Genomic DNA, 19,110 nt, shown 5'->3' with positions numbered 1-19,110 from the left:
GGAGCAGCCACGTGGCTGCTCCGCCATCGGCCGACCGTAACCCGAACGGTCTAGCTGCGCCGCCCGCGGTCACCGACGAACGTGATCATCACCCCCGCCATCACCATCACGCCTACCCATGCCTTTTACCGTGCTACCTGTGCCGTTCGCCGTAGGCAGGCCGCGACCGTAAACAGATCCGCCACGGCCAGATCCAGTGTCGTGATCCTCAATGGTGGCAGCTGGCATCCGATCGAGGCTGTGCCTCGCCCACTGGCGAATTTCCCAACCGACCAACAAAAACCCCAACGGCATGTGGATCAGCGAAAATGGGAGGTCGTTGTCCCACAAAACGAAAGACACGATCACCGCTACCGACCACGCAAGCAGCAGGAGCACGCCGAGTCCACGCTTGACGATCTGCCGGGTTCCGTTGGCGCCCACCATCGACACCATGCTCATGTTCCGGTTCGGGACTTTCACGCGCCCGTTCGCCGTGTGCCAGCTTGTCCCGCTGACGGCGCTCCTCGGGGGAAGGACGAGCTTGCGGCGTGGTGGCGGCGAGAGATCCAAACCGTGGCAGGCTGGGTGCCCTCCGCCGTCGGATGCCCTTCGGCGAGCAACCTCGACTTGACCTCGTCGAGTAGGTTCGCCTCACGGCGTTCGTCGACCATCCCCTGCTGCAGCACTCGAAACATGTCCGCCACAGGCTTGGGCACCTGGTGCTCCTCGGGCTTACCGGTCATTCCCCTCGCCCCCTTCCAAGGATCCTGGTCTTCGACTGTTGCGGTGCCTTATCCGGTGCGGCGAACTTCTTGTCGATCGCGTCTTGCGCCCGTTTGAGATGGGTATACACGTTGCCCTCCGAACACCCCATGGCCTCCGCGATCTTGGCCACGGTGAGGTCGAGGGCATGACGCATCACGTAGGCGGTGCGCTGCATGCCCGGTAACGAGGCCACGAACTGCAGCGCTTCGCCCGCCGCGGCCTGCTCATCAGGCGACAGGGACAGTGCCGCCCGCTTCGACGCTGCCCGCCACATCTCGCTCAGCTCGTCGGGCAGACCGCCAAGGATCCACCGTCGTGTCCGGCGCCGCTCGGCCAACGCCACGCGCACGGCCGTCTTGCGCAGCCAAGCGTCCAACGCCTGGGGTGAGCGATCGCGGATAGTCGGCAAACTCTTCGCCAGGCGAAAGAGAGCCTCACGCACCGCGTCCTCCGCGTCGGCGTGTGATCGCAGCATCACGGCCAGCGCGGTGGTCAACTTCGGGCCGCAGCGCAAGAAGGTCTCCTGCGCTGCGGCCCAACCCTGGGGTTCCAGGCTGCCCGGAACCGGGAGGTCGTCCTCTGTCACCCGCGTCGCCTTTCCCGTCCACGCTTCCGCCGCTTGGGGCGGGGCGAGCGATCGACCGTCCAGGTCGACCCGTCGTGGTGACGCTCGGTGAGCGTCCCGCCCGCGGGGACCGTGGCAAAACGTAATACCCGCAGCGTGTGCCGCCCCGCCGACGCCACCGCGTGTCCTACCCTCCGGGCCGCGCGTGTGATCAGCCGTGATGCCAGGGCACCGACCACGAACGCCACGCCCACCGCCAGCCATTGCGGGATCTCCGTCCACAACACCGGGGTCTCCCTCCAGCCGGGCCGTCCTTCTAGCGGCCTTCAGTACTAAGAGCCTTAAGACCCCCAAAACCCCCACAACGAGTTTCGACACCTCGATCAAGCAGGTCTAGAGGCAGTTCCGGTAGAAGACGCGCCGGGCCGACCGCTTCGTGTGCGGCTCGAGAACACGGCACATAACGGTGGACAGCCTTCCTGCGCTGCTCATCGTCCACGCGCTTGGCGGGGGTGCGCCTTTCCCCAGGGCAAGGGTTTCGACCTGCACCCACCACACGAGCCACCGGTGGGTGCTATCCCCCTTGCCCCTGATTAGACAACAGGCACATGCCAAGAACTCACCGCCTGCGTTCGACCTAGTGGATCAGTCCCAGGCGAGGGCCTGCCTGGCTCAAGGACGTCCGGGACAATTCCACTGGCCCGGTGAGGCGCAACCGCTAGACCAGAGGACTGCCAAACCACCGTCCGGCACGATCTGGGTTGTCGGCCGCGGCCACGCCAGGAGTACCGACCCCCCGTCGGTGGCCCCCTCTCTGTCAGACTGGCGTGAGACACAGAGCCAACCAAGACTTCTGTGGAACATGTAGGGCGAAGACGGGAATCCTGGGACTGTGACGTTGAGTACCGCCGATCTACGGGCCGATGATGATCCGATGGGCAAGAAAAAACAGGGACCTCGTGCGGGTCAGCCGAAACGCCGGACGTTCACCGCCGCCTACAAACTGGCGATCGTGGAGGAATACGAGAGTCTGACCGAGCCCGGCGCGAAGGGCGCGTTGTTGCGGCGGGAAGGGCTGTATCACTCGCATCTGATCGATTGGACCCGAAGTCGCGATGCGGGCGGCCTGGACGCCCTGGCCGCGAAACCCTCGGGCCCGAAAGGCAGGTCCGCGGCGGAGAAGGAGACCGACAGGCTCCGTGCCGACAACGAGCGTCTCGCCCGCGAGCTGGCGAAGTCGCAGGCGGTGGTGGAGATCATGGGAAAACTGCAAGGGCTCTTGGAAACGATCTCCGAGGGCACGGACACCGACCGCAGGTCGACAAGCTGATCGGTAACGCCTTCGACGAGCTGGAACCGTTGCTGGGCACCAAACCGGGGTGCGCGTTGGTCGGGAAGTCCAGGGCGACGTTGTACCGCCGTCGCAACCCGACACCACCGGTGGCCGGACCGCACCGTCCACCGGCGCCGCACCCGGCGAGCCTGTCCGCGGCAGAACGCGCGCAGGTGCTGGACGTGTTGCGGTCACCCAGGTTCGTGGACAAGGCCCCGGCGCAGGTGTGGGCCACCCTGCTTGATGAGGGCCGCTATCTGTGCTCGATCTCCACGATGTACCGGTTGTTGCGCCAGGCCGGCGAGGTCCGTGAGCGGCGGGCGCAGGCCACCCATCCCGCGAAGGTCAAGCCGGAGTTGGTGGCCACCGCACCCGACATGGTCTGGAGTTGGGACATCACCAAACTCAAGGGACCCGATCGGGGCGTGTACTACGACCTGTTCGTCATGCTCGACATCTACTCCCGCAAGGTCGTGCACGCGATGGTCGCGTCGACCGAGACCGCGGAGCTGGCCGCGAGGTTCATCACCGACGCCATCGCCGCCAACGGCGGGACGATCCCCGGCGTGGTGCACGCCGACCGCGGCACCTCCATGACGTCGAAGAACGTCGCCATGCTGCTGGCAGACCTGGGTGTCACCCGCTCGCATTCGAGGCCGCACGTATCCGACGACAACCCCTACAGCGAGGCCCAGTTCAAGACGTTGAAGTACTGCCCGGCGTTCCCCGGCCGGTTCGGGTCGATCGCCGACGCCCGCGCGTTCAGCCACCGGTTTTTCCAGTACTACAACCACGAACACCGCCACAGCGGGATCGGCCTGCACACCCCGGCGTCGGTCCATGACGGCACCGCCGCCACCGTCTGCGCCGAACGCGCCCGAGTCCTGCACGCGGCCTACACCGCCAACCCGGACCGGTTCCACCGCGTACCGACCCCGCCCCGGCTGCCCGCAGCGGCCTGGATCAACGAACCACCTCAGGAAGACGAGAAGGCAGAACACGACCCAGAACAAGCATCCTGAGCTGTCTCAACGCCATTGACAGGTTCCGGCCAGCCGCCGTCGTCCGGGTCGTCGGCCTCGGTGCGGCAACTCCTCACTGTGCCGCTCGCGTTGCGTTGGACGAGGACCAGGCGTCCTGCGACCGGTGCCGGCGAGCGGCCTGGAGCACCGGCCTGAACCCGACGTCACCGAAAGATCGGAAACGGTTCGCCTGGCCGGACAAGCCGATCCGGTGCTTTCAGGCGGCCGGGACGGTCGGGGCCACGGCCATGCCGTTGGCCCGTTCCCGCAATGCGAGCACGTCGGGGTGTCGCTGGAACGGCCCGGCGGCGTCGGTGAGGGTGAGGATCCGGGAGCGGATGAGGGTCGAGTCGAGTCCGGCGGCGGCGTGGAGGGCTTGGTGGGCCACCGAGCAGGCCTGTTCCGGCTGCCGTTCGTTGAGCAGGGCCGCGACGTGGCCGACGCGGTCCATGGCTTGGCAGCGGTCGTATCCGGGGTCGCGCAGCAGCACGGCGTCGGCGAACGCGGCGCTGGCGGGTCCGATGTCCTTGTCGTGGAGTTCACGCAGGTCGCGTCGGCTCACCGCGGTGGTACCGACCAGTTCGGCGGCGGTGAAGTAGGAGATCCAGTCGGCCGCCGGTTGGCGGTGTTGTTCGGCGGTGGCCAGCAGGTCACCAGCGCACGCCAGGAAGTACTGCGCGCTGCGGGCGTCGCCGGTGGCGGCGAGCATCCGGCCGCGTTGGGCGGTGAGCATCGCCTGCAGCCGGTGGTCGGGGTCGGCTTGACGAGCGACACGGTCGGCGACGTCGAGCAGCTCCAACGCGTCGGCGGGATGTCCGAAAAAGACCCGCTGGTGTGCCATGCGGGAGATCAACTCCGCGCCGCGTCCGGGCTGTCCGGCGCGACGTGAGGCCATGACGCCAAAGGCCCAGTAGCGTTGTGCGGCGGCGAATCTGGTGGTGTCGTGGGACATCCATCCCGCCAGGCCCGCGAGATCGGCGACCAGCGCGAACAGCCGCGTGGTCAACGGTGTGACCGGTCAGTCGGCCAAGTCGTGGGAGACGGCGCGTAGTTGCGCCACGACGGCGTTGCGGAACAGGGCGCCGCCGTGGGCGTCGTCGGCGGCCCGCCAGTGCCCGATCACGGCCTCCAGCCTGTCCAGAGCCTCGGACTCGAGCCAGTCGGTACCGCCTGCCGCGCCGGGGGCGGCACCGATGACGGGCTCGGGCTCATCGGGGGTGTTGTTCCAGAGGCGGCCCACCGTCGCGGCCAGGGATGCGCCAGCGACGCTCTGCGACGTGGGTCCGTGCGTGGGTCGGCCACTCCGAGTTGCGATCCTCGCCAGTCCCGAAGGGCTGACGCTGCGCACGGAGCCGGTGATGTCGGTATCCGCTCGCCAGTTGCGATCCTCGCCAGTCCCGAAGGGCTGACGCTGCTGCATGCACAGATGCAACATACCGGAGGAAGATCACCCGTTGCGATCCTCGCCAGTCCCGAAGGGCTGACGCTGCATGGTCTCCGAGGACCAGGGCTACGCGACCGTCGTGTTGCGATCCTCGCCAGTCCCGAAGGGCTGACGCTGCGGCCATCAGGGCGTCCGCCTCGCGGGTCCACTGCCAGTTGCGATCCTCGTCAGTCCCGAAGGGCTGACGCTGCCGGTCTTCATCACCAGCTGGCAGGCGTCATGACTGTTGCGATCCTCGTCAGTCCCGAAGAGCTGACGCTGCTGGCACCGGGCGGTCGTGGGGCGATACCCCCGATGCCGTTGCGATCCTCGCCAGTCCCGAAAGGCTGACGCTGCCCGGCCGCGGCGGTGCAGGAGATGACCACCGACCTGTTGCGATCCTCGCCAGTCCCGAAGGGCTGGCGCTGCACCTGGACGACTGCACGCACGTCGGCACCTGCCAGTTGCGATCCTCGCCAGTCCCGAAGTGCTGAACGCTGCACGAGCTTGCGCTTGGCCTCGGCGCCGTTCCAGTGGTTGCAACCCTCGCCAGTCCCGAAGGGCTGGCGCTACGGGTGCCGCGCCTCGAACTGCCGCTCTACTCGCTCGTTGCGATCCTCGCCAGTACCGAAGAGCTGGCGCTGCTGTCTTCCTGCTGACCGCGCAGTCGACCGGCACGCAGTTGCGATCCTCGCCAATCCCGAAAGGCTGACGTTGCACGCCCCGCCCACACGTCTAAGTAGTCCTGCCACTTGTTGCGATCCTTGCCACTCCTCCTGGACTGACGCTGCCTGCGACTGCGGGTCCAGCAGTAAGGGTGGATGGACCCGTTACGATCCTCGCCAAACCCGAAGGGCCAGCGCTGTCCGCCGAGGCTGTGACGGAAACCCCTGATCACCTCGTCGTTGCGATCCTCGCCAGCCCTGAAGGGCTGGCGCTATTCCTTGCGCAGATCGACGCGCGCGGTGGCGGTCATGTCGCGAACCTCGCCAGTCCCGAAGGGCTGATGCTGCCGGGGCCTCCTCGTGTGGATGAGCCAGTCCCGGTTGCGATCCTCGCCAGTCTCGGAGGACTGACGCTGCAACCGACGTGCCACGTCTGCATGATCTGGTGGGCGTTGCGATCCTCGCCAGTCCCGAAGGGCTGACGTTGCCCAAGCGCCGCTGGATCTTGGACGTCTACAACAAGTTGCGATCCTCGCCAGTCCGGAAGACTGGCCCGGAGGACTGGTGCTGCCATGGAAAAGGCACGAACAGCCTAGCCACAAGCCATCGCGGCCTTCTCTTGCCTGGAAGGTTGACGCTGATCGACGTCGGATCATCGATCAGCTCGTCCACCCATGCGAAGTCGTCCCGCTAACCCTAAGGGCGCTGTCTTATCCACTATGTAGCTTTCAAGGATCCTTGGCTTGCACTGTCCGGCCAGTCTGAAACTTGCCCGAGGTTCTAGCTGACGAGCTTGGTGAGAGAGACCCCGGTCGGTAGACCATCGTCCTGTGCCGACACGACGTAGTCGCCGAAGACCCGGGGTGGGAGATCACTCGTGGGGTTGGTGCGGGTGATGGTGACGCGTTCGGTGAGCTTGTGGGCGGGTGCGGCGCCGAAGGCGTCGGGGTGGCTGAACACGTACAGGCCTCGGGGGGTGAGGCGGCCGCGGGTGGCGGTGCGGTCGTGGTCGAACATCATCTCCAGGCTGCGGTACACCAGTTCCAGGTCCTTGGCGTCCACGCCGGTCTGGGCGGCGCGGGTGGCGGAGTAGTAGAGCTCGGCGCAGTAGAGGCCGTAGGGCACGGTCCATTTGCTGCCCATCTCGGTGGTCTCGCCCTTGTCGATGTCCTCCTGCCTGGTCTGGGTGACGCGGGTGATGGCGTGGTCCACGGGGAAGACCGGGTCGATGCTGCGGGCCATGCCGACCTGCAGGGGGCCGCGGATCTGTCCGAGTGCTCGGGTCTTGCCCACCGACAGCACGCCGCCGAACAGGCGGATGTCGGCGTAGCGGTCGCACAACCACGCGCGGGCCAGGTCGGCGTCCTCTTTGCCGATCTTGCCGTCGAGCTTCAGGCCCGCTGCCTTGTAGGAGGCTTCCAGGCGTGGGTTGAGGGCATATCCGGCCTGTACGAAGATCCCGTACCGGGGGTCGTCGCCCGCGGCCAGGGCGAGGGTGTCGCGGATCTTGCGCTTGAGTGCGACGTCGGTGACCAGGCCTTGACCGGTCTCGTCGTCGGTGCGGGGCCGGTTTCCGGCGTCGGGGTCGCCGTTGGGGTTGCCGTCGGTGACGTCGAACAGGAACACCATGTCGTGGCGCACGGACGGGTCCAGGTGGGGTGTGGTCATGCGGGGATCTCCTCGGTGGTGCCGTTGATGGCGTTCTGGATGGTGGTGAAGCGGTGGGCGCGCTGGTGGTGGTAACCCAGCAGGAATAGCGCCTGCTGCCGAAGACCGGCGTGTCCGGGGATGCCGGTGTCGGCGTCCAGGAGTTCGAAGAGGCTGTCGAGAGTCTTCTCGTGGTTGATCCCGGCGCCGGGTTTGGTGCGGCGGAGTTTGCGCAGCCAGGCTTTGGCGTCCTTGCGGCCGCTGATCAACGCCGAGCGGGGGTTGGTGACGGCGCCGGCGAAGTAGCGGTCGGCGTAGGTGGTGTTGAGGGTGCCGCCGGAGGCGTCGTATTGGAGGCTTTCCAGGGTGGCGAACAGGCGTCCGCTGACGTAGGAGGGGTTGGTGTTGGTGGGGTCGAGTCCGGGCATGGGTTTCTCCGTGGTCGCGGGGTTGCGCAGCAGTGCCAGGCGGATGAGTGCGGCTCGCGGGGTGTCGAGGCGTCCGTCGGTGCGGACCCGGTTGACCAGGTGGGCCAGCAGCGACGGGGGTAACGGGGTGTTGCGCATCGCGGCGCGCAGCAGGTCGCGGTGTACTCCGTCGGGGCGGTCCGCGCCTTTGGCGCCGAGGAAGGCGTAGCGTTTTTCACGCTTGAGCCACCGTCCGGTCACCTTCACCAGCGTCCCCATCGGCTGGAACGGGGTGTCGTGCTGGTGTCGCGGGGCGATGGTGTGGTCGAGGAACCAGGCGGCGATGTTGTCTTCCATCGCGTCCAGTGGCAACTCCAGCCAGTCGCGGACCATTACTCGTGCGACGTTCCCGCCGAGGGCCAGGGCGCAGAACTTCGTGGTGTCGTCCACCGCGGCGGTGCGACGGCCGTGCCGGACCGAGGAGATCAGGGTGGCGACCTGGGCGGGGTCGGCGCCGAGTGTGAGGGTCATCGGGTTGGTCTTCACCGGGGTGGTGACCCACCACGCCATCGTGCTGTTCTGGCCTGGCAGGGTCGCGGTGTCCGACGATTCCAGTACTCGGATGAGGCCGGTGGTCACTGATTCCCCGCAGGGCAGGCAGATCGGGGACGACCCCAACTTGGTGGTCAGGTCGTAGCCGAAGACGCGTTCGTTGACGCTGATCAACGCGGCGTCGTTGGTCGCGCCAGGCACCAGTCGGGCGGGGATCTTGCCGGGCACGGTGTCCAGCAGGGGTCCGACCGTGCCGCAGACCAGGCACAGACCGGTCGTGCCGCCGCCTTTGCGGCGGGCGACCTCTGCCGACCAGAACGACACGGCCGAGTCCGCTCGGTAGGCGGCTCGACCGTTGACGGTGATCAGTACCCGCTGTTTGGCGGTGAACTCCTCCGGGCGGGCGACCTCGTGCACGGCGCCGGACCGATAGAACCCGTCCACCGCGCGGGCGAGAGGGTCATCGACCGCGTCGGGGCTTTCGGCCCAGCGTCGGGTGAGGTCGACGAACGCGGTGTGGCACTTGGCGACCCGGTCGGGTTTGGTGGCGGGATCGGCCCACCCCAGCACGTACTGGATGTCGTCGGCGGCCAGGTTGGGGGCTACTCCGACCGTGCGGGCCACCGCGGGCACGGTGTGCTCCGATCCGCGTGCCCGGCCCTTCTCGTCGATCTGCACCAGCGACTGCAAGCCAATGCCCTGTGGACTGCCGTGGTCGTCCAAGGCCAGCTCCCAGTGGAACTGCAGGCGCCGGCGGAAGGGCGCGTTGTCGGGGTCGCGTCGGGCGTAGTCGACCAGGCGTCGCAGCAGCATCAGCCCACCTCGCCGGTCGTGATGCCTTGGGTGGGGACGTGCAGGACGCCGTTGTCCAGGCGGGCGGTGAACCAGGAGAACGACAGTGGCGTGGTGTCGGCGGCGTGGTGGATCGTGTGCAGCATGATCCCCAGGTCCTCGCTGCGGCGCAGGGCGGGCCGGTCGTCGGGGTCACCGAAGAAGCCGGTGAACTCCCGCACCCCCAGATACGGTTGGGAGAAACAGCTTCCTCGTGTGACACGACGCCGGAACTGGTCTCGGTAGGCGGCTTCGGGTTTGGTGGAGTGGGCGCGCAGGTCGACGTGGGCGTGGATGCGGTAGGCGACATCGCGCAGGCAGGTCGCGTTGCGCTGGACCCGGTGGGCGACGGTGTCGATCCGCCGTGTCCCGGAGGCGGCATCGGCCAGGGAGGCCAAGTCGGTGGTCTCGTTGCGGCGTTGGGTGAACTGCTTGATCTCGTTGAGCACTTCGATCGCGACGACCCTCCAGGTGAACTCCGGCTTCCAGTAGATCGCTTCCAGCACGCCCACCGCCGCGGACGGTGTCATCACCGGGTAGGTGACCCGTTCCACCTTGAGTTCGGGTCTGGTGAACAGCGCGGCGTCCCCCCACACCTGCACCACCACGGGCGGCGCCCCCTTACGGGAACGCGGGAACTGCTCGGTCACCACACTGTCTCCTCACCGATCGAACCTTCATCGATACCCACCTGGGGGTCGTACTGGCCGACCCATTCCCACCACTGCTCGTTCCCGGCGATCACCGGCCTGCACAACGCCCGGACCCATGAGGACTGGGCGACCCGCCGGGGCAGCGCCACGGTGTGGCCGCGCAACTCGCGCACCACCTCCCGCGCCGGCCCCTCCTGGGCGCGAACCAGGTCCAGCAACTCGGCCACACGTCCGGTGTCGCCGAAGGTGGTGACCACGACCGGGACCGGGTCCTCGTCGATCATGCGAAACGCCAACCGCGAATCGCGGCCACCGCTCACGCCGGTATCGATCACCGGGCCTTCGGCGACCGCGCGGAAGTCCAACTTCGCCCGGTTGGCCTGGATCGTGGCGCCGCGGGTGGCCTCGTCGACGTTGAGTCCGGTGTAGAGGCTCGCGTAGTAGCCGGCCAACGCGACCGGGTCGTCCGGATCCGCCAGGCCTGGGCCGAATCGGGCTCTGGTCTTGTCCACCGCTGCCCGGTAGAACGCCGGTACCGGGGCGTCGGCGGCGTCGAACACCACCACCAGGCCCAGCTCGGACTGTGTGCCTTCCCGGTTGGCGCGACCCGCCGCCTGCTGCAGCGACTCCGCCGGGGCCAACGCCCGGAACACCACCGGGAAGTCCACATCGACCCCGGCCTCCACGAGCTGGGTCGACACCACCAGCACCGGCTCCCCCGCGCCCAGCAGCCGTTGCACCTCGGCCAGGACCTGGCGGCGGTGCAACGGGCACATCCTGGTCGACAAATGCAGCACCACCGCGTCGAGGCAATGAGCGGCGAGCAGCCGGTGCAGGATGCGGGCGTGTGCCACGGTGTTCACCACGACCAGCGCCTGGAGGTGTCCGGCGATCTCCTCGGCCAGCTCGGCGGGGGTGGGCCGCGGGTCGAGCCGCCACTGGTAGCGCACCCGCCGCAACCCGGCGAACAGCGCGATCGGGTCCTCGACGAGTTCCTGGATCTCCAGGTCTCGCCATACCGCGAGGTACTCGAAGGCGGGCTGGGTCGCCGAGGCCAGCAGCACGGTGGTGCCGAAGTGCCGGGTCAGCAGTCGCAGCGCGTCCAGGATCGGGACCAGCAGCGCCACCGGCAGGGACTGCACCTCGTCGAGCACGATGACCGCGTTGGCCAGCCGGTGCAGTTTGCGGGACCGGGCGGGCCGGTTGCCGAACAGCGAGTCGAACAGCTGCACCGTGGTGGTGACCACGAAGGGGGAATCCCAGTTCTCCGCGGCCGTGCGGAAGCGGCGGTCGTCCAGTTCGGCGTTGGAGTGGTGCTCCAGCACCACCTCCTCGCCCAGCAGGGTCCGATAGACCTCGGCGTTCTGCTCGGTGATCGTGGTGAACGGCACCGCGACGATCACGCGGGACATGCCGTGTTCGGCGGCGTGCCGCAGCGCGAACCCTGCCGCGGTGATGGTCTTGCCCGACCCGGTCGGGGCAGGCAACCGGTACACACCCGGCTTACCCATCGCACGCCGCACGGTCTGCTCGTACAACGCGGCCCGGACGCCGTCGACAGGCGAGGGCCTGAGGTTTTTCCGTGCTCGGGCCGCCAGGAACGCGATCCTGTTACGTTCGAACCGCTCCCACAGGACCGCCATGTCCATCCCGGCAGCGGGCCGTGGTGGTGGCCGGTCCGCGAAGTGCGCTGCGGTGTCCAGATGGTCGGCGTCGACCAGCGCGGAGAACACCAACCGGATCCCCATCTCGCCGACCAACGGGTCCTCGGTCCACGACGCCGGCAGCAGTATCGGGCCTGTCACCACCTCACGCGCTTCCGGCACCACGTCGAAGAACCGCTGCGCGGTGACAGCATCGTCGGGCCCCTGCTGAAGGGCCATGAGGTCGGCGACGGATCCGAGTCCGCCGTGATGCCCGAGAATCGCCATCGCCGCCGCGAGAGCAGGCTCCCGCAACAGCATCGCGCCCAGATCCTTGTGGTTGATGCCGACCGGTTGGTCCGTACCGCTGACCTTGACCAGCTTGGCCTGCCACAGGCAGTCGCATTTGCCCGCGTCGTGCAGCAATCCCAACGCAGCGGCCAGGGCTTCCGCGCCGAACGGGCGGGCGAACCAGCCCGCCAACACCGCCGTGGAACGAGCATGATCGGCCAACGCATGCCACCGCTGACGTCTCCTACTGGCACTGTGTGCCCACACAACATCTCCTTGGTTCACTCATCCCCCGACGAGCACCGCGAACCCTAGGGACGGCCACCGACAAAAACGGCTCCGCTCACCTCTCTCCTCACGTTGATCCACTCGAATGGAGCAATCTTCCGACGTGATCCGCATAAGTGCGGATATTGCCCAGGAATACCACTGTCTGCCCTTTCCTACATCGAAAGCCCATGGCACATGAGGCCGACACAGGATCGTCGGTGGTGCAGCGACTGAGTGCCGTGCCATCGGTCCGATTTCCCGTAAGTCGTGGACCGGGTGCAGGGATCAACGTGATGATCGAGTCGTGCGTAGCCATTCGACTCCATCAGGCGAGGGCGTGCCCCGGACACCACCGCTGCCATCCTCGGTCGACGCGCGACCTCCGGACGCGGTCGGCACCGAGCGCGACTCGGCCACCCATCCGGTTCCAAAGGCGGCGCGGGCGGCATTGCCGCGATGGACGGTGCCGGTGGTCGCGGTCCTCGTGCTGGGCATGACCATTGTCGCGTCGGTATTGTTGTGGCGATGGGTGGACGGGCTGACGTTCGCCGACGCGGACAAGAAATCCACCGCGCACCTGAACGTACTCAAGCTGGCAGCGTCGATTGCGGTCGGCGGTGGTGGCCTGTTCGCCCTATATTTCGCGGCCCGCCGTCAACGCACCCAGGAACTGGAACTGGAGAAACGCGCCGAGGAACTGGCACAGCGCGAACGGGTACAGGCTCATGTCGAGCAGGTCGAAGAGCACAATCGCGAAGACGCCGCGGAACAACGGATCACCGAGATGTATCTGAAGGCCGTCGGGCAGGTGGGCTCGGACAAGGCCGCGGTCCGCCACGGCAGCATGTACGCGCTGGAACGCGTCGCCCAGGCCAAACCCGACCAACCCCAGATCGTCATCAACGTGATCTGTGCCTACCTGCGCAGCCCATACACCCCACCACTCGAGCGGCCCGCTACCCGTCGAACCGGCCTGCCCGCAGCCGCACGCCGCAGCCGCACGCCGTATCCGCCTCACGCCACCCATCTCGGCTGTCGGTTCCGAACAGGTGCGACAGGAACGCGAAGTCCGGCTCACCGCGCAACGCATCCTCACCCCCACCTCCAACCTAACCCCGACACGACCACCGGCGAGCCGACCAATCTGCTGTACTGGGCCGAGGGTTACGACCTCGACCTCGACCTCACCGGAGCCACCCTCATCGACTTCAACGCCATCGGCGTCACCGTGCGACAAGCGACCTTTACCAAGGTGCAGTTCACTGGCACCGCGCGGTTCGACGGGGCAACCTTCACCAGCATCGCGGTGATGTTGGGAGCCGTGTCATTTGTGGACCATGTCGAGTCCTGTGTATGGCCGACGGGATGGACTGTCGACGGTCACCTTCAGGAGACCACAGCACCTGATAGCGCACCGGACGTGCTGCCCTTGGTGCCGGTGCCAGCGGTACTGCCTGGGCACACGCCGAGCGACGGGTCGCAGGATGGACGCGGCGGCAGCTAGCCGAGGTGAGTGCCTGGCTTCCCGCGCTGGATGGCCGTTCGGCGGTGCTATACCAACTGCTTGGGTCAGGGTGTCAGTCCACCCACTCCAGATCCCCGGACCCGATCGCGTACATCGCGCCGCGCACCACTGGGCCAGCTCGTCCTCGCGACGCAACGGTTCGACGTCGGCGCTCGCGGTGAGCACCGCGCGCATCACCGGGGACAACCCGCCGCGGGACAGCACGTCCAGGAACACCAACCTCACCTCGACACGGATCTCCTAGGCGTCGCGGAGCAGTTCGATGCCCGCAGCGGCCGCAGTGCGCAGATCCTGCTCGGTGACCGCGCCGGACAAGTCGACGAACCGCACCAGCACCGCGAGCACTTCGCCAGCCGCGCGACGGTCCACGTAGCCTGCCCGCCACCCGTTCCGGCCCAGGTGTTCATCAGGTTCGCCCCCGCGCTACAGGGGACGGACGCCATGATCACCGCCGTCCGTCATGCGGTCCTTCCTCGTCACACCCGGCTTTCGGCTCGACACCTTCTGGATCCGGGCCGCGACATCATCGCGTGCGAGCCGGTCACTCCTGCTCCTTGGCGTGGTCGCGCGGTTGCGCGCGCATCTCGTCGGTCACCAGGCGGAAGTCCGTGTCGCCCGGCCGCGGAACGATCTCCTCCAGCACCTCCAGCACCTCCAGCACCTTGAGGACCTCCAGTACCTCGAGGACCTCGACGGAGTCGACGGTGAACAACTCGACATCGTGAACCGAGGCTGCCTGCGTGGACCACATGTCCAGCACCGGAACAGCCCCGACCCTATCGCTCATGACCAGCGTGAACTCGATGCCCGCCGGGTATTCGTGGCGTTCGTGCCGGGAGGTGACCGTAGTGGCGGGAGTGCATAGCCGGCCTGTCACCCGCGCGTGCCAGTCCCGAGCCGCGGGCCTGTCCCACGGCCGGTCCGCGAAGGGATCGCGCACCGGCCGGGTCGCCCGTAGGCGCCGCAGTTCTGCCTGCTGTCTGCTGCGTCGTTCCGCCGCCGCCCGCTGGAAGTCCGCCTCGTCGACGCCCTGGGTGTGCCGCACGTGCCGGGCGTGCCGCCCCACCGCCGCCTCCCGCCCGCCGCGTGAGGGCGCGAGCTCGGAGACCACCCCGAACCGGTCCCCGCGCGTGCATCCCAGATCCGTGCCGGTGCCCCGGCTGCCGCCCAACCGCCGGGCGGCGACCACCGGTTCGTGAGCGATGTCCAGCGGCAGCGACTCGGCGAACGCCACCGCGGCGGCACCGCCGACACCGGTGTCCTACTCCAGTGCGGCCGCCGACGCCTCCAACCAGTCGGCGATGCCCGCCACCGGCACCTCGACCTCACTGCTGGCCAGCCGAAACTGTCCCTGCTCACGGACCGCGACGGCCCCCCTGCGCAGCCGCGCCACCGGGTCCATGCGCCACACCGTCGTCATCTTCCTGCTCCTCCACCCTGCCGCGCGACGCGGACGACATCGGCGTGCTGCTCGCGGCTGTCTCGGAGCCCGACATCCTGACCCACGACCCCGCTGCGCTCGCGGCTGTACACGTGGTGGTCCTTTCCCGCGAGCGGGATTGGCCGGTGATCACCGACCGGATCGAGCGCGTGCACGCCGTGAACCCGCGCACCGAGGTAAAACTGCTTCGCCAGCCTTGAATTGCACTTCTTCGCCGAGAACCAGGCGGGCTTTCCTGGTCTGCTCTTCCGGGTTTGGCTGTGATCCGGTGTGCCACGCCTACCTGGCCACCCGAGAGGGGCCCACCGCCACCCTGCTGCGTTCCGGCGGGCCGAGACCGATCCGAGCGTGCGAACACCGGTGACACGACCGCAGCCCGGCGTGGCCATCCGAGGTGCCTATGCGCTCGAACGGGCGCGGCGAAGCCCAGGATCTGCTGAGGTCATCCGCTAGATCTTGACCTCGTCGATCTTGTCGTTCCACCCGGAGGCGGCGAGGTTGTCGTAGGCGCAGGACGCGCAGTAGAAGGAGTGGTCGTCCAGGCCGAGGGTGCGGTAGTTGACGGCTTCCATGCCCCGTTGGACGCGGTTGAGGAAGACGCTGGTGGTCTTGTCGCGGAAGTCCCAGTTCGCGAGCTTCTTCGTTCCCGCCGCGGACCACTGCAGGCGCCGCCCGGTGTAGTTCTCGTCCTGCCAGAGGCACACCCAGGTGCCGGGGCAGTCCCACATGCCCTTGGCCGCCACCTCGCCCGCGGGGCGGGTGGCCATGTCGGCTTCGGCGGCCGTGTCGTAGCAGCGGACGTCGCCGACGGCGAACTCGGCGCACGCCTGGGCGCCCTGCCAGCCCTTGCTGAGGTCGATGCGCTTGCCGTGGTAGGTGGCGATGACGCCGGTGTCGGCCATGGCCGGTGCGGCCGTGGTGGTCGTGATGCCGATGGCCGCGACGAGCATGGCCATGGTGCGGAACAGCTTCATTCGTCCCCCTCGTTCCCCTGCGGCTCCCCCACGAAGCCGCCGCACCGAACTCAAGCGGCTTGGCGGGCGTCGAGGGCGGTGTTCGAGTGGACGATGGCCCGTTCGGAGCAGTGAAGACACCTGATCAAGTGAAGATCACGAACAACGACGGCAGAATTGGCAGTGCTGCCTCGACTGAGTCGACCCGCGGCGGTGACGGCCATCGACACCCAGTCCACCGCGGTCTCCCGCGAGGAGATGGACGGAGCGCTGGGCGCGGTGGCCACCCAACTCGGCCGGGGTGGTGTGGGGGTCAGGGACTCGGGGGATCCGAAGGGCGAGCTGGCCCGGCTGCCTTAGGAGGCTCGGGAGCTGGCGGCCGGGTCGGGTCTGGTGGGGACGACGTGGCTGGGCGGCCGGGACCAGTGGTCGGGTCGTGGGCATCGGGCATCGGGTCGGTGCGTGCGCGGTGCCGGGCCCGCAACCAGAGGGCGACGCCGACGAGCACGATGAGCGCGGCCCCACCCCCGACCCACCACACCCACGTGCTGGTGGTGTGGCCGGACACCGTGATCAGCACGATGGGTCGGGACTGCTGCACCGACGGGAAGTCCTTGGGCAGCGAGAGCCGGTCCTCGGCCGTGAACAGATCGTTGTGCTCTCGGAAGTCGTCGAGGTCGGTTTAGGTCCCGCCCTCGGCGTCCACGATGGACACAGTGCCACTGGGCGCGCACACGAGGAAGACCGTGGTCTCCTCTATGTCGCCACCGGCGTGACTGACGAGGATCGTCTGTTTGAACGTTTGGCCGTGCTGCTCGTCGGCGCACGGCGTCGGCGCGGCGGCCGATGCGATGCTGCCGCTCGTCAGCAGGACCGAGAAGCTCGCCACGACCGCCACGCAGATCACCCGTAACACCGATCGCCCTCTCGCCGGATTCTCTGGGACCATTGTGAGCCCAAGGCTCGGGACCCCTCCCTGTTGGGCTACTGCCCCAGCCAACCGATGAGCTCGAAAAGCCTGATAGAACGACCGCTCCTGTCCCGGAGCGGGTCGCCGGGACTGGCCCGGCCGGGCGGTCGGGCGCCGGGGTGGGCGGGTGGACGAACACGCCCGCGAGCACCGGCCGGTCCCCTGTTGACCACCGCGGCTCGATCTGCACCGTGACCCGACCGGCCGCTGGCTCGGCGACCGCGTCCGACCGCGCGTCGGGAACCACCGCGCCCACGACGAACGCGTGGTCCGGAGCGTCCCGCAAGTCGTCGACCGGCACGACCAGCGGTCGGTCCGCCCGCCACCGGTCGAGCAGGTCCGGCAGGCTCAGGTCGCGAGCCAACTGCCCGCCGGCCAGCCGCAGCGCGGGTTCGCCATCGAGCACCTGGTCCTGCGTCAACGCCATGGTGTAGCCGACGACCCGCGCGGCGCCGCCGGGGTCGAGCGCGAGGTCGACGCGGACCCCCGACCCGATCCAGGCTGTCGACGCCCCCGTTACCTTTTTCGTGGTCCCAGCGATGGGACCCCTGGTCGCCGGATCCGGCATGACTTACGCCCCCAGTCGAACGCATGATCCGGGGGGTGGTGTCACCGGATCCGGTGCACCGCCGGACCGCTGATAGGGACACGGCCACCCCTGGGGTAGGTCTCGTCGTAACGTGGCTGCCGGCCGTCGGTGCGTGACTGGCGACCAGGACACACGAGGTGAGGACCGTTGATGGACAACGGCTACGACGTGTTTCTGGGTTTGGATGTCGGCAAGGGCGACCACCACGCCGTCGGCTTGGACCCGACCGGGACACGGCTGCACGACAAACCACTGCCCAACACCGAACCCAAACTGCGGAAGGTGTTCGACAAGCTCGCCGCCCATGGGCGGGTCCTGGTCGTGGTGGGCCAGCCCAACACGATCGGCGCCCTGCCTGTCGCGGTGGCACGGGCGTGTGGTCTGGATGTGGCCTACTTGCCCGGACTGGCCATGCGCCGCATCGCCGACCTCTATCCCGGCGCCGCCAAGACCGACGCCCGCGACGCCTTCGTCATCGCCGACGCCGCCCGCACCCTGCCCCATGCCCTGCGCCGGGTCGACGTCGGCGACGACGCCCTGGCCGAGTTGGACGTGCTCATCGGGTTCGACGACGACCTGGCCGGCGAGGCCACCCGACTGTCCAACCGGATCCGCGGCCTGCTCACCGGCCTGCACCCCGCGCTGGAACGTGTCCTCGGCCCGAGAATCGCCCACCTCGCGGTGCTGGAGATCCTGTCCCGCTGCGGCGGCCCGATCGGCATCCGCAAGGCCGGGCGACGCAAGCTCGCCGCCATCGCGGCCAAGAACGCTCCGCGCATGGGGGCCAGGCTGGTCGAGGAGGTCATGACCGCGTTGGGCGAGCAGACCGTGACGGTTCCGGGCACGGCCGCGGCAGACACCGTGCTGCCCCGACTAGCAGACAGCCTCACAACCGTTCTGGCGCAACGCAAACAGGTCGCCACCGAGGTCGAGGGGATCCTCGATGCGCACCCTCTTGCCCAGGTCCTGATCTCGATGCCCGGCGTCGGGGTCAGGACCGCCGCTCGGATACTGCTCGAAGTCGGCGACGCCTCCGGCTTCGCCTCCTCCGGGCATCTGGCCGCCTACGCCGGGATCGCCCCGGTCACCCGCAACTCCGGGTCCTCGATCAAGGGCGAGCATCCCGCCAGGTCGGGCAACCGCAAGCTGAAACGGGCGTTCTTCCTGTCCGCGTTCGCAGCCCTGTCCGACCCGACCAGCAGGGCCTACTACCAGCGGAAACGAGACGAGGGCAAGAAACACAACGGCGCCCTGATCTGCCTGGCACGACGCCGCTGCGACGTGCTGTTCGCCATGCTCCGCACCGGCACTCACTACCGGCACCCCGAGCCCGCTCCCACAGCAGCCGCCGCTTGACAACCACATAGAGACACCCCCCCCCCCGGCCGACTTGACCCGGCGGCCGAGGCCCTGCCCCGGTGTGCCGTTGCGACTCGACGCCGCTACGGACTGCGCGTTCGTGTTCGGCGCGCGACAGCTCACGAGCGTCGGTGCCGGCCGGACCGGTGCGGGCCAGGCCCAGCCGTTGCTAGACCTGCAGGGCGCACGCGCGGGCCCTGCGCTTGCTGTGGTCCAACCGCGCG

The 19,110-nt window shown here is 68.2% G+C and carries 19 protein-coding genes and 1 CRISPR repeat array; of the genes, 6 read left to right on the top strand and 13 right to left on the bottom strand.

The window, feature by feature from the left end:
- Window positions 1–69: 69 nt before the first annotated feature.
- A complete protein-coding gene (locus tag RM788_RS43265) occupies window positions 70–441 on the bottom strand; it encodes a hypothetical protein (protein ID WP_315926254.1) in 372 nt (123 codons plus the stop codon).
- Window positions 442–721: 280 nt separating this feature from the next.
- Complete coding sequence (locus RM788_RS43260) at window positions 722–1,333, bottom strand: RNA polymerase sigma factor (protein WP_315926252.1); 612 nt, start codon at window positions 1,331–1,333, stop codon at window positions 722–724.
- Window positions 1,334–2,210: 877 nt separating this feature from the next.
- On the opposite strand from RM788_RS43260, the gene RM788_RS43250 reads away from it, so the two are divergent.
- Window positions 2,211–3,667 (top strand): IS3 family transposase gene (locus tag RM788_RS43250; RefSeq protein ID WP_399345261.1). Its coding sequence is split into 2 segments (ribosomal slippage): window positions 2,211–2,573 and window positions 2,576–3,667, totalling 1,455 coding nucleotides; the frame shifts between segments, so codons are not numbered across the junction.
- Between the two features lie 217 nt (window positions 3,668–3,884).
- Here the strand turns inward: RM788_RS43250 and RM788_RS43245 are convergent.
- Window positions 3,885–4,673, bottom strand: a complete 789-nt coding sequence (locus tag RM788_RS43245) for an NsdA family TPR-like regulatory protein (protein ID WP_315926250.1) — start codon at window positions 4,671–4,673, stop codon at window positions 3,885–3,887.
- Window positions 4,674–4,685: 12 nt separating this feature from the next.
- Window positions 4,686–4,907, bottom strand: a complete 222-nt coding sequence (locus RM788_RS43240; protein ID WP_315926248.1) for a hypothetical protein — start codon at window positions 4,905–4,907, stop codon at window positions 4,686–4,688.
- A gap of 67 nt (window positions 4,908–4,974) precedes the next feature.
- A CRISPR array of direct repeats spans window positions 4,975–5,868; the repeat unit is 24 nt; unit sequence GTTGCGATCCTCGCCAGTCCCGAA.
- A gap of 39 nt (window positions 5,869–5,907) precedes the next feature.
- Between RM788_RS43240 and RM788_RS43235 the strand changes: the two genes are divergently transcribed.
- The gene (locus tag RM788_RS43235; protein ID WP_315926246.1) at window positions 5,908–6,237 is read left to right on the top strand and encodes a hypothetical protein; all 330 of its coding nucleotides are present in this window, start codon (window positions 5,908–5,910) and stop codon (window positions 6,235–6,237) included.
- Between the two features lie 298 nt (window positions 6,238–6,535).
- Here the strand turns inward: RM788_RS43235 and cas7c are convergent, their stop codons facing one another.
- Genes cas7c through cas3 form a run of 4 tightly spaced genes read right to left on the bottom strand, consistent with a single transcriptional unit; the run spans window position 6,536 to window position 12,001 of the window.
- Window positions 6,536–7,423 carry a type I-C CRISPR-associated protein Cas7/Csd2 gene (gene cas7c / locus RM788_RS43230; RefSeq protein WP_315926244.1) on the bottom strand — a complete coding sequence of 296 codons (888 nt, stop codon included), beginning with the start codon at window positions 7,421–7,423 and terminating at the stop codon, window positions 6,536–6,538.
- Window positions 7,420–9,174: a type I-C CRISPR-associated protein Cas8c/Csd1 gene (cas8c, locus tag RM788_RS43225; RefSeq protein WP_315926242.1), complete on the bottom strand. Its 1,755-nt coding sequence runs from the start codon at window positions 9,172–9,174 to the stop codon at window positions 7,420–7,422. The genes cas7c and cas8c overlap by 4 nt, the downstream gene beginning before the upstream one ends.
- Window positions 9,174–9,842 (bottom strand): type I-C CRISPR-associated protein Cas5c, encoded by a 669-nt coding sequence (gene cas5c / locus RM788_RS43220; RefSeq protein WP_315926240.1) that lies wholly within the window; start codon window positions 9,840–9,842, stop codon window positions 9,174–9,176. The genes cas8c and cas5c overlap by 1 nt, the downstream gene beginning before the upstream one ends.
- Window positions 9,839–12,001 (bottom strand): CRISPR-associated helicase Cas3', encoded by a 2,163-nt coding sequence (gene cas3 / locus RM788_RS43215; RefSeq protein WP_399341880.1) that lies wholly within the window; start codon window positions 11,999–12,001, stop codon window positions 9,839–9,841. The genes cas5c and cas3 overlap by 4 nt, the downstream gene beginning before the upstream one ends.
- Window positions 12,002–12,518: 517 nt before the next feature.
- Here cas3 and RM788_RS43210 point away from each other — a divergent pair.
- Window positions 12,519–13,553 (top strand): hypothetical protein, encoded by a 1,035-nt coding sequence (locus RM788_RS43210; RefSeq protein WP_315926236.1) that lies wholly within the window; start codon window positions 12,519–12,521, stop codon window positions 13,551–13,553.
- 261 nt (window positions 13,554–13,814) lie between these two features.
- Here RM788_RS43210 and RM788_RS43205 read toward each other — a convergent pair whose 3' ends face one another.
- From RM788_RS43205 to RM788_RS43195, 3 genes are all read right to left on the bottom strand, one after another.
- Window positions 13,815–13,943, bottom strand: coding sequence for a hypothetical protein (locus RM788_RS43205; RefSeq protein WP_315926234.1), 129 nt, complete (start codon window positions 13,941–13,943; stop codon window positions 13,815–13,817).
- Window positions 13,944–14,115: 172 nt separating this feature from the next.
- On the bottom strand, window positions 14,116–14,808 hold the full coding sequence (locus RM788_RS43200) for a hypothetical protein (RefSeq protein ID WP_315926232.1): 693 nt from the start codon (window positions 14,806–14,808) through the stop codon (window positions 14,116–14,118).
- Window positions 14,809–14,835: 27 nt separating this feature from the next.
- Entirely contained in the window at window positions 14,836–14,994 is a 159-nt protein-coding gene (locus RM788_RS43195; protein ID WP_315926230.1) for a hypothetical protein, read from the bottom strand.
- Between the two features lie 44 nt (window positions 14,995–15,038).
- Here RM788_RS43195 and RM788_RS43190 point away from each other — a divergent pair, with 44 nt between their 5' ends.
- A complete protein-coding gene (locus RM788_RS43190) occupies window positions 15,039–15,215 on the top strand; it encodes a hypothetical protein (RefSeq protein ID WP_315926228.1) in 177 nt (58 codons plus the stop codon).
- A 249-nt stretch (window positions 15,216–15,464) separates the two neighbouring features.
- On the opposite strand, the gene RM788_RS43185 is transcribed toward RM788_RS43190, so the two are convergent.
- Window positions 15,465–15,989: a peptidase inhibitor family I36 protein gene (locus tag RM788_RS43185; protein WP_315926226.1), complete on the bottom strand. Its 525-nt coding sequence runs from the start codon at window positions 15,987–15,989 to the stop codon at window positions 15,465–15,467.
- Window positions 15,990–16,181: 192 nt separating this feature from the next.
- On the opposite strand from RM788_RS43185, the gene RM788_RS43180 reads away from it, so the two are divergent.
- Window positions 16,182–16,328, top strand: coding sequence for a hypothetical protein (locus tag RM788_RS43180; RefSeq protein WP_315926225.1), 147 nt, complete (start codon window positions 16,182–16,184; stop codon window positions 16,326–16,328).
- Between the two features lie 322 nt (window positions 16,329–16,650).
- Here RM788_RS43180 and RM788_RS43175 read toward each other — a convergent pair whose 3' ends face one another.
- On the bottom strand, window positions 16,651–16,866 hold the full coding sequence (locus tag RM788_RS43175; RefSeq protein ID WP_315926223.1) for a hypothetical protein: 216 nt from the start codon (window positions 16,864–16,866) through the stop codon (window positions 16,651–16,653).
- A gap of 811 nt (window positions 16,867–17,677) precedes the next feature.
- Here RM788_RS43175 and RM788_RS43170 point away from each other — a divergent pair.
- On the top strand, window positions 17,678–18,883 hold the full coding sequence (locus tag RM788_RS43170) for an IS110 family RNA-guided transposase (protein WP_315926221.1): 1,206 nt from the start codon (window positions 17,678–17,680) through the stop codon (window positions 18,881–18,883).
- The last annotated feature ends 227 nt before the right edge of the window (window positions 18,884–19,110 follow it).

This window comes from Umezawaea sp. Da 62-37 (assembly GCF_032460545.1).
Lineage (GTDB): Bacteria > Actinomycetota > Actinomycetes > Mycobacteriales > Pseudonocardiaceae > Umezawaea.
The sequence above is the reverse complement of the archived record's forward strand: the minus strand, read 5'-3'. Positions and strand labels throughout refer to the sequence as shown.